The organism is Aeromonas sp. s12 (assembly GCF_040907925.1).
Taxonomy (GTDB): Bacteria; Pseudomonadota; Gammaproteobacteria; order Enterobacterales; family Aeromonadaceae; genus Aeromonas; species Aeromonas veronii.
The window spans coordinates 216497-229710 of sequence record NZ_JBFOCT010000011.1 but is presented as its reverse complement, the minus strand read 5'-3'; the positions used below and the strand labels follow the sequence as shown (position 1 = coordinate 229710).

The 13214-nt window shown below is 57.1% G+C and carries 11 protein-coding genes; 7 read left to right on the top strand and 4 right to left on the bottom strand.

Annotated elements, in window-relative coordinates; translation table 11 throughout:
* The first annotated feature begins 18 nt into the window (after positions 1–18).
* The 7 genes from AB5Y67_RS05030 to AB5Y67_RS05000 are packed head-to-tail and all read left to right on the top strand — an operon-like array spanning position 19 to position 8955.
* The gene (locus AB5Y67_RS05030) at positions 19–2229 is read left to right on the top strand and encodes a chemotaxis protein CheA (protein WP_150390342.1); all 2211 of its coding nucleotides are present in this window, start codon (positions 19–21) and stop codon (positions 2227–2229) included.
* Positions 2230–2239: 10 nt separating this feature from the next.
* Positions 2240–4165, top strand: coding sequence for a methyl-accepting chemotaxis protein (locus tag AB5Y67_RS05025; RefSeq protein ID WP_368207578.1), 1926 nt, complete (start codon positions 2240–2242; stop codon positions 4163–4165).
* 12 nt (positions 4166–4177) lie between these two features.
* Positions 4178–4747 carry a chemotaxis protein CheW gene (locus tag AB5Y67_RS05020; RefSeq protein WP_043822812.1) on the top strand — a complete coding sequence of 190 codons (570 nt, stop codon included), beginning with the start codon at positions 4178–4180 and terminating at the stop codon, positions 4745–4747.
* Between the two features lie 43 nt (positions 4748–4790).
* Positions 4791–6545 carry a methyl-accepting chemotaxis protein gene (locus AB5Y67_RS05015; RefSeq protein WP_064338648.1) on the top strand — a complete coding sequence of 585 codons (1755 nt, stop codon included), beginning with the start codon at positions 4791–4793 and terminating at the stop codon, positions 6543–6545.
* Between the two features lie 56 nt (positions 6546–6601).
* Positions 6602–7405: a protein-glutamate O-methyltransferase CheR gene (locus AB5Y67_RS05010; protein ID WP_064338649.1), complete on the top strand. Its 804-nt coding sequence runs from the start codon at positions 6602–6604 to the stop codon at positions 7403–7405.
* A gap of 3 nt (positions 7406–7408) precedes the next feature.
* Positions 7409–7900, top strand: a complete 492-nt coding sequence (cheD, locus tag AB5Y67_RS05005; protein ID WP_064338650.1) for a chemoreceptor glutamine deamidase CheD — start codon at positions 7409–7411, stop codon at positions 7898–7900.
* A complete protein-coding gene (locus AB5Y67_RS05000; RefSeq protein WP_005338795.1) occupies positions 7897–8955 on the top strand; it encodes a chemotaxis response regulator protein-glutamate methylesterase in 1059 nt (352 codons plus the stop codon). Before cheD ends, AB5Y67_RS05000 begins: the two co-directional genes overlap by 4 nt.
* A gap of 98 nt (positions 8956–9053) precedes the next feature.
* Here AB5Y67_RS05000 and pnp read toward each other — a convergent pair whose 3' ends face one another.
* From pnp to rbfA, 4 genes are all read right to left on the bottom strand, one after another.
* Positions 9054–11201 (bottom strand): polyribonucleotide nucleotidyltransferase, encoded by a 2148-nt coding sequence (gene pnp, locus AB5Y67_RS04995; protein ID WP_005338796.1) that lies wholly within the window; start codon positions 11199–11201, stop codon positions 9054–9056.
* Positions 11202–11368: 167 nt separating this feature from the next.
* The gene (rpsO, locus tag AB5Y67_RS04990; protein ID WP_005338797.1) at positions 11369–11638 is read right to left on the bottom strand and encodes a 30S ribosomal protein S15; all 270 of its coding nucleotides are present in this window, start codon (positions 11636–11638) and stop codon (positions 11369–11371) included.
* 144 nt (positions 11639–11782) lie between these two features.
* The gene (truB, locus tag AB5Y67_RS04985; RefSeq protein ID WP_005338798.1) at positions 11783–12733 is read right to left on the bottom strand and encodes a tRNA pseudouridine(55) synthase TruB; all 951 of its coding nucleotides are present in this window, start codon (positions 12731–12733) and stop codon (positions 11783–11785) included.
* A 1-nt stretch (position 12734) separates the two neighbouring features.
* On the bottom strand, positions 12735–13172 hold the full coding sequence (rbfA, locus tag AB5Y67_RS04980) for a 30S ribosome-binding factor RbfA (RefSeq protein WP_005338799.1): 438 nt from the start codon (positions 13170–13172) through the stop codon (positions 12735–12737).
* Between the last annotated feature and the right edge of the window lie 42 nt (positions 13173–13214).

Below are 13214 nucleotides of genomic sequence, written 5' to 3'. Positions count from 1 at the left end.
CCATGACAAGGAGTCACCGTGAGCATCGATCTTGATCAGGCTTTACAAACCTATATCGCCGAGGCACGCGAGTTGCTTGAAGAGATGGAGTCAGCCCTTCTATCACTGGAATCTGACCCTGACAATAGCGAGCTGATTGGTGCCATCTTCCGTGCTGCTCATACCATCAAGGGGTCGGCTGGCCTGTTTGGTCTGCAACCAATCGTCGGGTTTACCCATATCGTCGAGGATCTGCTCGACCAGATCCGCAATCAGCAGCTCACCGTCACCTCTCCTCTGATCAAGGATCTGCTGGAGAGCTGTGACCACATCCAGACGCTCATCAGTGTCGTTGCAGAGCAGGGCAGCACGTTAAGCGAGGGCGATGCCAACCAGGATGAACGGCTGAGGCTCACCCTCACCCGCCATCAGTGCGTCCCCCATGCCACGCTGCCAGATACTGTGCATACGCCGGAACCCAAGATCGAAAAAGAGGGAGGAATTACCAGCTCCGCCTCCCTGTGGCATATCTCCCTGCGTTTTGGCCCCGATGTGCTGCGCAATGGCATGGATCCGGCCGCATTTCTGCGCTATCTCGGCACCCTCGGAACCATATGTTCAGTGGAGACCATCCATCAGGCGCTACCAGATTGGGAACAGTTCGATCCGGAGAATTGCTATCTCGGCTACGAGATAGACTTCGACTCGCAGGCAGATAAGGCAGCCATCAGCGATGTCTTTGAATTTGTCAGAGATGACTGCCAGATCACCATCTTGCCGCCCCACAGCAAGATCGCCGAGTTCATCAACCTGATCGAGTCACTGCCGGAAGATAGCGCCATGCTGGGGCAGTTGCTGGTCAACACCGGCGCCCTGACTGCAGAGGAGTTAGCCAGCGGTCTGCAGGCACAACAAGCGACCCCGGCAGAACAAGCGCCCAGACTCGGAGAAATCCTGATTGCGCAGGGTGCCGTCAACGAAGCCGTCGTCGATGCCGCCCTGAAAAAACAGAACCAGACCAAGGAGAGCAAGAGCAAAGAGGGCCGTTACGTCAGGGTGCATGCCGACAAGCTGGACGATCTAATCAATCTGGTCGGGGAGCTGGTAGTCGCCAGTTCAGGAGCCAATCTGCTGGCCCAACGCACCCGCGAAAGCCAACTGCAGGAAGCCACCTCAGTCATTGCCATGCTGGTGGAAGAGATCCGCGACAGTGCACTGCGCCTGCGAATGGTGCCTATCGGCGATACCTTCAACCGCTTCCAGCGGGTGGTGCGCGATGTCAGTCAGGAACTGAACAAGGATATCACTCTGGTGATCTCCGGAGCCGAGACTGAACTGGACAAATCGGTGGTAGAGAAGATCGGCGATCCGCTGATGCATCTGGTCAGAAACTCGATGGATCACGGCATCGAATCGGCAGAGCAACGGCTGCTGGCAGGCAAATCCCCCCGTGGCACCCTGAATCTTAATGCCTATCACGACTCCAACAGTATCGTCATCGAAATTCGGGATGATGGAGCTGGTCTCAACAAAGCCAGGATCCAGCAAAAAGCCATCGAGCGCGGTCTGATCAGCCCAACCACCACGCTGACGGATCAGGAGATATACAACCTGATCTTCGAGCCGGGATTCTCTACCGCCGAGGCGATAACCAACCTTTCCGGTCGCGGGGTGGGCATGGATGTCGTCAAACGCAACATCACTGCCCTGCGCGGCACGGTCGATCTGGACAGCATCCCGGGAAAAGGAACCCGTGTGCAGATCCGCCTGCCGCTTACCCTTGCCATCATCGACGGCTTCCTGGTGCGAGTCTGCGACACCCACTACGTCATACCCCTCGATATGGTGATCGAGTGCGTTGAATTGACCCAGAGTGCACTGGCCGATACCCAGGGTCGCAATTACATCAATTTGCGTGGCGAGGTGCTGCCCTTTATCCGCCTGCAACACTACTTCGATACCAATGGTAGCAAGGGGAGGCGCGAGAACATTGTCGTGGTCAGCCATGCAGGCAAAAAATCCGGACTGGTGGTGGATGAACTGCTGGGAGAATTCCAGACCGTCATCAAGCCGTTGGGGAAATTGTTCCAGCGCCTGCAAGGCATCAGTGGTTCAACCATTCTGGGGGGGGGAGAGGTCGCCCTGATCCTCGACATTCCTTCGCTGATCCAGCACGCAATCACTCAGGAATCCTGTCAGCTCAACAGGTTGACAGTGTCGCGCAACCTGCCTCAATCCAGCATCAACTGAGGGGACCATCATGTTAAAAAATTCCACCATCAAATTGCGTCTTATTGTACTGCTCTGCATGCTCTGCCTGCTGCTGCTGGCTGTTGGCAGCCTCGGGTTATACAACATGCAGAGCAGCAATACCGGGTTGCAGCGCGTTTACAACGACAGGGTGGTTCCCCTCAAGCAGCTGAAGACCATCTCCGACAGCTATGCCGTCTCGATCATCGACAACCTCAACAAGGCCAATGCGGGGCTGATCCCGGCAGAAGAGGCTTTGAAGCAGATACAACAGGCACAGCAGACAATCAAAAACGAGTGGCATCACTACCAGTCCACCACTCTCACACCAGATGAACAGCGTTTGTCAGCCGAGGCGACAACCCTGTTCAACGCGGCCGATACCGATATTGGCAAGCTGGAGAAATACCTCGCCACCCAGCACGGCATGATTACTGGCATGCTGAACAATTTTGACGGTGCCCTCTATGGCTCCATCGACCCGATAGGCAACAAAATCACCGAGCTGGTCAACCTGCAGCTCAATGTGGCCAAGTCGGAATATACCGCAGCGCAATCCTGGTATGACGTGATGCTGATAACCATGGCGGTGGTTATCGCGGTCGGCATCGCACTCGCAGCCGGGTTTGGCACCTTGCTGATCAAAAGCATCATCACCCCCATCGAACAAGCTCTGCGCGTGGCCAATAGTCTGGCTGAGGGCAATCTGGATGTATCGATCCGGATAGAGTCCAACGATGAAGCGGGTCAGCTCTTGATGGCGATGGATAACATGGTCAAGAAACTGGGTGCCTTGATCACGGATATCGAGACCTTGGTCACTGCCGCTGTCGAACAGGGCGACTTCAGCCACAAGATTGCCCTAGAGGATCGTCAGGGATATATCAAGCGGGTATCCGAGCTGCTGAATCGCCTCTCCCATGTGACAGATACCAGCCTGGAAGATGTGATGCGCATCGCCACCGCGCTCTCCAAGGGGGATCTGACCCAACGGATCGATGAGCCCTACCCAGGAATTTTTGGCCAGACCAAAGACGGCCTCAACCGGACCATAACAGCGCTGACCAATATCATCGAAGAGGTACGCAACGCCGCCGACAACCTGACCAATGCCTCCAATCAGGTGAGCAACACTGCGCAGGCATTGAGCCAGGCCACCAGTGAGCAAGCAGCCAGCGTTGAAGAGACCAGCGCCTCTATCGAGCAGATGAGCGCCAGCATCAATCAGAACACCGAGAACGCCAAGATCACCGACAGCATGGCCAGCAACTCGGTGCTGGAGGCCACCGAAGGGGGCCAATCCGTTCAACAGACGGTGACCGCCATGCAGCAAATCGCCAAGAAAGTCAGCATCATCGACGACATTGCCTACCAAACCAACCTGCTTGCCCTCAACGCCGCCATCGAGGCGGCTCGCGCCGGGGAGCATGGCAAAGGCTTCGCGGTGGTTGCTGCCGAGGTGAGAAAACTGGCAGAGCGCAGCCAGATCGCAGCACAAGAGATTGGTGAGCTCTCCTCCGACAGCGTCAGCAAGGCAGAGCGGGCTGGCAACCTGCTGGAGAGGATCGTCCCCTCCATTCGCAAGACCTCTGACCTGGTACAAGAGATCAATGCCGCCTCAGGCGAACAGGCCAGTGCAGCCAACCAGATCAGTCTGGCCATGAACCAGCTTAATCAGGTGACACAGCAGAATGCAGCCAGCAGCGAGGAGCTGGCAGCCACGGCCGAAGAGATGAGTTCACAAGCCAGCGAACTGCAGCAAACCATGGCCTTTTTTGCTCTGGAGAAAAGTGCGCAGCTCAACACCAGGCCCCATGAAACCGGCCACAAGGGCATGCCTCCCAGAGGCAGTTTCATCGCCCCTCCACAACGGGCCAGCCAGCCCAATCAACCATCATCCCATTCCATTGATGACGCGGATTTTGTCCGCTTTTAACCGGAGGCGACCATGCATACATCCACCGACATCACGGTGCCATCAGCGGCCGCTGACGAGAGCAGTGGCGATGCCCAGTACCTGACATTTCTGATCAACAACGAGATGTTCGCCATCAATATTCTGGGGGTCAAAGAGATCATCGAATACGGCAATATCACTCCGGTTCCAATGATGCCGGGTTTTATTCGCGGCGTAATCAACCTCAGAGGAGCGGTAGTGTCGGTCGTAGACTTGAATGCCCGCTTTGGCAATGCACCTTCGGTCATCACTCGCCGCAGTTGCATCGTCATTATTGAGGGGATGGCCCCGCAGGGCGATGAACCTGTAGGTCAGGATATTGGCGTTGTGGTGGATTCCGTATCGGAAGTACTGGGTATCCCACAAGCAGATATCGAACCCCCACCCAGTTTTGGTGCCCGCATCCGGGCCGATTTCATCAGCGGCATGGGCAAGGTCAACGGAAAATTCGTCATCCTCATCGATACCGGGAAAGTGTTGTCACTCGATGAGATGGCTCAACTCAACGAACTGGCCCAGCCACAGGCAAGGTTGCCACAAGGCAACCTGCAACCCTCCTGAACAGGCCTCCATACTCCACGACATGCAGCATAAGGAAACGCTCATGACCCAATCACTCTTAGGAAAACTCTTCGGAGACAATGCCACCGAAGTGAGGCAGCGGACCCAGTTACTCGACGCAATCGGCCAGCTGCAACACGCAGTCCTGGCAGAGCAGGTTCCAGCACCACTCGATCTTTCCGGTATGGATAGCCCCTTGCGTGAAGTAGGACATGCCATCAACGAGGTGGTCACCTTGCTCAGCGACAAGCTGGAACAGAGCCGCAACGACATTAAAAAGAACCAGGTGCTGCTCCATGAGAACCAGCTGGTTCGCAAAGCACTCGACTGCGCCAGCACCAACGTGATGATTGCCGATACCAACCTCGACATTATCTATATGAACGAGGCAGTGACCGGCATGCTCAATCAGGCCGAGACCGACATCAAGAAAGAGCTATACAGCTTCAACGCCAATCAGCTGATGGGCGCCAACATCGACAGCTTTCATAAAAATCCCGGCCATCAGCGCGCCATGCTGGCCAAACTCAACAGCACCTACCGCACCCAGATACAGCTGGGGGGGCGCACCTTCTCCCTGATCGCCAATCCGGTCTTCAACGATACCGGAGAACGGTTGGGATCCGTGGTCGAATGGGCCGACAGAACCAAGGAGGTGATGATAGAGAAAGAGATGTCCGACATTGTGCAGGCCGTGATCAATGGCGAGCTGCACCGCAGGATGGAACTTGCTGGCAAGAGCGGCTTCTTTCAGGCGATGGGAGAAGGGATCAACCAGATTGCCGAAGTGATCGACAGCACCCTCAACGACGTCATCCGGGTCGTGCAATGTTTGGCAAAAGGTGATCTGACCCAACAGATTGAGGCGGACTACCCTGGCGTGTTTGGCACCACCAAGGATGCGCTCAACAAGACCATCGCTTCGCTCACCAACATCGTCACCGAAGTGCGCGGCGCCTCTGACAACCTCTCCAGTGCCGCCGAGCAGGTAAGCGCGACCGCCCAGTCGATCAGCCAATCCAGCAGTGAACAAGCTTCCAGCATGGAGGAGACCAGCGCTTCCATCGAGCAGATGAGCGCCAGCATCAACCAGAATACCGACAATGCCCAGGTCACCGATGGCATGGCCAGCAAGGCAGCCAAAGAGGCCGTAGAGGGAGGAGAAGCGGTCAAACTGACTGTGGATGCCATGAAGCAGATCGCCAGACGGATTGGCATCATCGATGACATCGCCTACCAGACCAATCTGTTGGCACTCAACGCAGCTATCGAAGCGGCGCGGGCAGGCGATCACGGCAAAGGCTTTGCCGTAGTGGCGGCAGAAGTGCGCAAACTGGCCGAACGCAGCCAGGTGGCAGCACAGGAGATTGGCGAGCTGGCCTCCAGCAGTGTCGAGATGGCGGAAAAAGCAGGTCGCCTGCTCGATCAAATGGTGCCCTCAATCAACAAGACCTCGGATCTGGTTCAGGAGATCAGTGCCGCTTCGGTTGAGCAATCCACCGGTGTCAGCCAGATCAATCAGGCCATGAACCAGCTGAGTCAGGTTACCCAGCAGAATGCCTCTTGCAGCGAAGAGCTGGCTGCCACAGCAGAAGAGATGAGCAGCCAGGCTGAACAGCTGCAGCTGGCCATGGAGTTCTTTACCCTGGAGGCCCACACCAAAGAAGGTAAAGCAGCCACCTCGCATCTTCACCCCAATACCCGAGGTCGCTTTATGAACGAGAGCACGGCCAACAGTCGGGAACGAGCCACCACAGTCCAACGCCCCACGGGCGATGGCGATTTTGTCCGGTTCTAGTCACGGGAGAGGCGTTGCCTCTCCCATCTCCGACAACACAGGTAGAGGGATAGTTTTTGTATCAAACCCAGCTGCATGATGATGAGTTCTCCCGTTTCCAACGCTGGCTTCATCAAACGGCGGGGATAGAGCTGTCTCCGGCCAAGAAGGCGCTGGTAGCCAGCCGCCTGGCGAAGCGACTCTGCCACTATGAGCTGGATAGTTATGACGACTACTTCCAGCTCATCATGAACGATCGCAGCAGCGAACTGCAGCTGGCGCTCGATCTCCTTACCACCAACGAAACCTACTTTTTCAGGGAGCCCAAACACTTCGAGTTTCTGACGCGGGAGATAGTCTCAACCCTCCCGCCAGAGCAATCGCTGCGAGTCTGGAGTGCCGCCAGTTCATCTGGCGAGGAGCCCTACAGTCTGGCCATGACCCTCGCGGAAAAACGCAGCACCTTCAACTGGGAGATCCTGGCCTCCGATATCTCGTCCCGGGTACTGGAACAGGCGATGAGCGGTCGCTACCCCATCGAGCGGGCGCAAAATATTCCACTGCCCTTTTTGATGAAATATTGCCTCAAGGGTGTGGGCCTGCAGGAGGGCATCTTCATCATCGATCGCAAGTTGCGGGACAAGGTGCAGTTCATGCAGATCAACCTCAATCAGGATCTGCCAGACATCGGCATGTTTGACGTCATCTTCATCAGAAACGTGATGATCTACTTCAACAAGGAGACCAAAGGGCAAGTTTTGCAGCGGCTGGTACCCAGACTCAAACCCGGTGGCTACCTGCTGGTGAGCCACGCCGAGAGCCTACATGGCCTGCACCACGGCCTGCAGCTTGTCTCTCCTTCCATCTATCAGAAGAGATAAGTCATGGCACGGGAGGTGATCCTGCAACCAGGAGAGCTCTTCTTTGGCAAGGAGGATGTGGTGGTCAGAACCGTACTGGGCTCCTGTATTGCCATCACATTGTGGCATCCGGAGCAGAAACAGGGAGGAATGTGTCACTACATGCTGCCAAGTCGGCGCAATCCCTCAACCAAGCTGGATGGGCGCTATGCCGATGAGGCCCTCGCCTTGCTGCTGCAAGCGGCCAGTCACTATCCCGCCCCTATCCATGAATATGAGGCCAAGTTGTTCGGGGGTGGCAACATGTTTACCGAGCCTCAATACGCACAGAGCGACAACAATGTCGCCGCCAAAAATATTCAGGCAGCCTGGCAGCTGACCCGACACCTTGGCCTTGATATCAAGGCTCATCATCTTGGCCATAGCGGCCACCGAAGCTTGCTCTTTGAGCTCAGCAACGGCAGTGTCTGGCTCCGCCATCATCGTCTGCCACATCAACGGGAGTCGCGAGAATGAAGCAGATCCGGGTCATGCTGGTGGATGATTCCGCCGTGGTCAGACAGGTATTGCAAGCAGTGCTGGAGCAGGAGCCTGATATCCGGGTGATCGCCACGGCATCGGATCCCCTGTTTGCACAGGAAAAACTGAAGAAAGAGTGGCCTGACGTTATCGTGCTCGATGTGGAGATGCCCCGTATGGATGGCATCACTTTTCTCACCAAGATCATGGCAGAGCATCCCACCCCGGTGGTGATCTGCTCCTCCCTCACCGAAAAGGGGGCCGAGACCACCCTGCAGGCAATGGCTGCCGGCGCGGTGGACATCATCACCAAACCGACCATGGGGATAAAAAGCTTTCTGCAAGAATCTGCCCACGACCTGGCGATGGCGGTACGTGCTGCGGCCCAGGCCAACCTCAAGCGCGTGGGCAAGCCCTCATCTGTGCCGGTCAGCACCAAACTCAACGCGGATGCCATGCTGGCGCCCAACCAGCACGCCATGGCACAAACCACAGAGCGGCTCATCGCCATCGGCACCTCGACCGGCGGCACCCAGGCGCTGGAAGCCGTGCTGACTGCCTTGCCCCGGGTCAGCCCCGGCATTGTCATCGTGCAGCACATGCCGGAAAAATTTACCGCCATGTTTGCCGAACGCCTGAACGGGGTCTGCCAGATAGAAGTACGGGAGGCGAGAAACAATGACCGGGTGATACCGGGGTTGGCGCTGATTGCCCCCGGCGGCAAGCATATGCTGCTCAAACGCAGCGGTGCCTACTATCACGTCGAGGTAGTCGACGGGCCGCTTATCAACCGCCATCGCCCCTCGGTGGATGTGCTGTTTCGCTCCGTTGCAAAATATGCCGGCAAGAATGCCACCGGCATCATCATGACCGGCATGGGGGATGACGGAGCCCGGGGATTGCGCGAGATGCTGGATGCGGGTGCCAACACGTATGCCCAGGATGAGGCATCCTGCGTGGTCTTTGGCATGCCCAAGGAGGCGATCAAGCTGGGAGCCGCCCGCCATGTGCTCCCCTTACAAGAGATGCAGTACGCCATCCTCGGCAAGTAATCCCTTATCGCGCGTTTTGCCCATAAAAAAGTCCGGCTCCCATTGGGGAGCCGGACTTTTTACATCAACCGGAACCAATCCGGTATCAGGCGAGTAGATTACTCTGCAGCAGGCGCTTCTTCAGCGGCCGGAGCGGCGTCAGCAGCAGGTGCAGCTGCTTCGGTCGGGGCGTTCGCTTCCTTGATGGAGAGACGTACACGGCCCTGACGGTCCACTTCCAGTACCTTCACCTTGACCACGTCACCGATTGTCAGGTGGTCAGCCACGTTCTGCACGCGAGCATCGGTGATCTGGGAGATGTGTACCAGACCATCTTTGCCCGGCAGAATGTTGACGAATGCACCGAAATCGGCCAGACGAACAACTTTACCTTCATAGATGCGGTTCACTTCGATCTCGGCGGTGATAGCCTCGATGCGACGGATCGCTTCCATGGCGGCTTCGTTGGCCACGGCGGAGATACGTACAGTACCGTCATCATCCAGCTCGATGTTGGTGCCGGTCTCTTCGGTCAGCGCACGGATCACGGAACCACCCTTACCGATCACGTCCTTGATCTTCTCAGGATTGATCTTGATGGTGTGGATACGCGGTGCAAAATCGGAGATCTGGGCACGCGGAGCCTGGATAGCTTCATCCATCACTTTCAGGATGTGCAGACGAGCGCCACGAGCTTGCTTCAGCGCAATCTCCATGATCTCTTTGGTGATGCCTTCGATCTTGATGTCCATCTGCAGCGCGGTCACACCTTCGGTGGTACCGGCTACTTTGAAGTCCATGTCGCCCAGGTGATCTTCGTCACCCAGGATGTCGGACAGCACGACGAAACCTTCTTCTTCCTTCACCAGACCCATGGCGATACCGGCAACGGAGGCCTTGATCGGCACACCGGCATCCATCAGCGCCAGAGAGGAACCACAAACAGACGCCATGGAGGAGGAGCCGTTGGATTCGGTGATTTCAGAGACCACGCGCACCACGTACGGGAACTCGGCGGCGCTCGGCATCACGGCAGCAACGCCGCGCTTGGCCAGACGGCCGTGACCGATTTCACGACGCTTCGGGCTACCCATCATGCCGGTCTCACCGACACAGTATGGCGGGAAGTTGTAGTGCAGCATGAAACGATCGGCACGGTTGCCGGTCAGCTCGTCGATGTTCTGGGCATCACGCTCGGTCCCCAGAGTGGCGACCACGATGGCCTGAGTTTCACCACGGGTGAACAGGGCAGAGCCGTGAGCACGGGGCAGAATACCGGTACCTACGCTCAGGGCGCGAATCATTTCCGGATCGCGACCATCGATACGCGGCTCACCACGTACTACGCGACCACGAACGATGCGGCTTTCCAGGCTGTGGAACTCTTCGCCGATCTTCTTGGCATCTTCTTCCACACCGGAAGCGATAACTTGCTCAACCACACGACCCTTGATGGCCGCGATGGTTTCGTAACGAACAGCCTTCTCGGTGATGCGGTAGGCTTCACCCAGTTCGGCGCTCGCCAGCTCGGCAACCTTGGCTTTCAGAGCTTCGTTGACGGCAGGCGGAGTCCAGTCCCACGGCTTGGTGCCGACGGCAGCGGCAAACTCGTTGATCGCATTGATCACGGTCTGCATCTGCTCGTGACCGTACACAACGGCACCCAGCATTACCTCTTCGGAAAGGATGGCCGCTTCGGACTCAACCATCAGTACCGCGTTGGCAGTACCGGCAACCACCAGATCCAGATCGCTCTGCGGCAGTTCGGTGGTGGTCGGGTTCAGCACATACTGACCGTTCATGTAACCCACGCGAGCAGCACCGATCGGGCCGCCAAACGGGATACCGGAGATGGCCAGTGCAGCAGAGGCACCGATCATGGCAACGATGTCGGGGGATACGGCCGGATTCACGGACATGACGGTCGCAACGACCTGAACCTCATTGAGGAAGCCTTCCGGGAACAGCGGACGAATAGGACGGTCGATCAGACGGGAGATGAGGGTCTCGCCTTCGCTCGGACGGCCTTCACGACGGAAGAAACCACCCGGGATACGACCAGCAGCATAGGTACGCTCCTGGTAGTTGACGGTCAGCGGGAAGAAATCACGGCCGTGATCGGCCTCTTTCTTGCCGACTACGGTCACAAATACGCAGGTATCGTCCATGCTGACCATAACGGCCGCAGTGGCTTGACGGGCCATCACACCGGTTTCCAGAGTGACGGTGTGTTGACCGTACTGGAATGACTTTACAATAGGATTCACGTGAATTTCCTTTTTACAATTTGGCTCTTTAAATTCGCGCACAAGTATACTTGATTCGATGCAAAAGGTAAGCGGCGACGCGAATTCTGTGAAGCAGGCAACGGCTTGAAGAGCAATAAAAAAGGGGAACCTGACGGTTCCCCTTTTTCGCGAAATCTGATGGTCGATTAACGACGCAGACCCAGCTTGGCGATCAGAGCAGCATAACGCTCGGAATCTTTACGCTTCAGGTAGTCCAGCAGCTTACGACGCTGGGAAACCATGCGCAGCAGACCGCGACGACCGTGGTGGTCCTTGGAGTGCTCTTTGAAGTGACCTTGCAGATGGTTGATCTGGGCAGTCAGCAGGGCAACTTGCACTTCGGGGGAACCGGTGTCGTTGGCGCAACGAGCGTTGTCAGCAACGATTTGAGCTTTGATCTCAGCATTTAGAGACATGGTAATACTCCAGTAGAGTGTTTAAAGGTTCACAGCCAATCTCTAATTCAGCCGTGAAATGAGGGCGGTATCATAATCGTCCCCGCCCCTTTTCGCAACGATAAAGAGGCGAAACGGGAAAGACGCCCTGATACCGCCTGAGGATCACTCCTCGTCGTGATAACGCACCAGTCGCTTGGGAGCGACGCGGCCATCATCATCAATCTCGCCAACCCCGATGAACTCGCGCTCCGGGCCGACCGTCATGCGAACCTGACCGCTTTGCGGCGCACCCGCTACCTGCACGGCCTGGCCCTGATTCACATAGGCAGCCACAACCGCCAGCATGTTCACCTCGGGCAAACTTGCTACGGCGGTGTCCATCGGCAGCAACAGCGGATCCAGCTGCTCGCGCGGCGGGATGCTCTCGGCCTTGGCCTGCTCGAAGATGCACTCGAGTTGCTCCAGAGTCAGCATCCGCTCGTACGGATAGCTGGCCACCTGGGTACGGCGCAACTGGGTCACGTGGGCACCACAGCCCAGCACTTCACCCAGATCATCCACCAGAGAGCGGATGTAGGTGCCCTTGCTGCAGTGCACTTCAAGGCGCACTTCATCACCTTCAAAGCTCAGCAGTTTGAGCTCGAATACGGTTATGGGACGGGCTTCTCGCTCGATCTCGATGCCTTCGCGGGCATACTCGTAGAGCGGACGGCCGTTGTGCTTGAGCGCGGAGTACATGGAGGGCACCTGCATGATGGGGCCACGGAACTGGTCCAGCGCCTCGATCAGGGTACCGACAGCCACGTTCACCGGACGGGTGGAGACCACCTCACCATCAGAGTCGCTGGTGTTGGTGCGCTCGCCCAGTTTGGCGGTCACCTCATAGCGCTTGTCCGCTTCCAGCAAATACTGGGAGAACTTGGTGGCCTCGCCGAGGCAGATCGGCAGCATACCGGTCGCCAGCGGATCCAGTGCGCCGGTGTGACCGGCCTTGGCGGCATTGTAGATGCGCTTGACCTTCTGCAACACATCGTTGGAGGTCAGGCCGGTCGGCTTGTCCAGCAGCAGAATGCCGTGCACATCACGGCCCTTGAAACGACGTCTTCGGGTCATCTCAGGCTTTATCCTCAGTCGTGTCATCCGGTGCGGATTCAGCTTCTTCATCACGGCCGGATTCGGCCATGCGACGCTTGTCTTCACGCACAGTGTTGGTCACCAGGTTGGAGAGACGCATCCCCTCGACCAGGGTCTGGTCGTAGTAGAAACGCAGCTCGGGCACCACGCGCAGACGCATGGCACTGCCCAGCAGACTACGGATATATCCGGCTGCTTCGGTCAGACCCTGCAAGCCTTCCTTGATGCGCTCGGCATCATTTTCCAGCTGCAAGAAGGTGACGTAAATCTTGGCATAGTTGAGGTCACGGGACACTTCCACATCGGAAACAGTCACCATGCCGATGCGCGGGTCTTTCACCTCGCGCTGCAGGATCAGCGCGATTTCACGCTGGATCTGCTGTCCGACCCGACGGGTCCGGCTGAATTCTCTGGCCATATTCTATCCTGCGATAAAAGGGGGCCGCGGCCCCCTATTTTG

Excerpts from the sequence above, each read along its gene's own strand:
- AB5Y67_RS05015 (WP_064338648.1), top strand. The coding sequence starts at position 4,791 with ATGACCCAATCACTCTTAGGAAAACTCTTCGGAGACAATGCCACCGAA.
- rbfA (WP_005338799.1), bottom strand. The coding sequence starts at position 13,172 with ATGGCCAGAGAATTCAGCCGGACCCGTCGGGTCGGACAGCAGATCCAG.
- AB5Y67_RS05020 (WP_043822812.1), top strand. The coding sequence starts at position 4,178 with ATGCATACATCCACCGACATCACGGTGCCATCAGCGGCCGCTGACGAG.
- AB5Y67_RS05025 (WP_368207578.1), top strand. The coding sequence starts at position 2,240 with ATGTTAAAAAATTCCACCATCAAATTGCGTCTTATTGTACTGCTCTGC.
- cheD (WP_064338650.1), top strand. The coding sequence starts at position 7,409 with ATGGCACGGGAGGTGATCCTGCAACCAGGAGAGCTCTTCTTTGGCAAG.
- rpsO (WP_005338797.1), bottom strand. The coding sequence starts at position 11,638 with ATGTCTCTAAATGCTGAGATCAAAGCTCAAATCGTTGCTGACAACGCT.
- truB (WP_005338798.1), bottom strand. The coding sequence starts at position 12,733 with ATGACCCGAAGACGTCGTTTCAAGGGCCGTGATGTGCACGGCATTCTG.
- AB5Y67_RS05000 (WP_005338795.1), top strand. The coding sequence starts at position 7,897 with ATGAAGCAGATCCGGGTCATGCTGGTGGATGATTCCGCCGTGGTCAGA.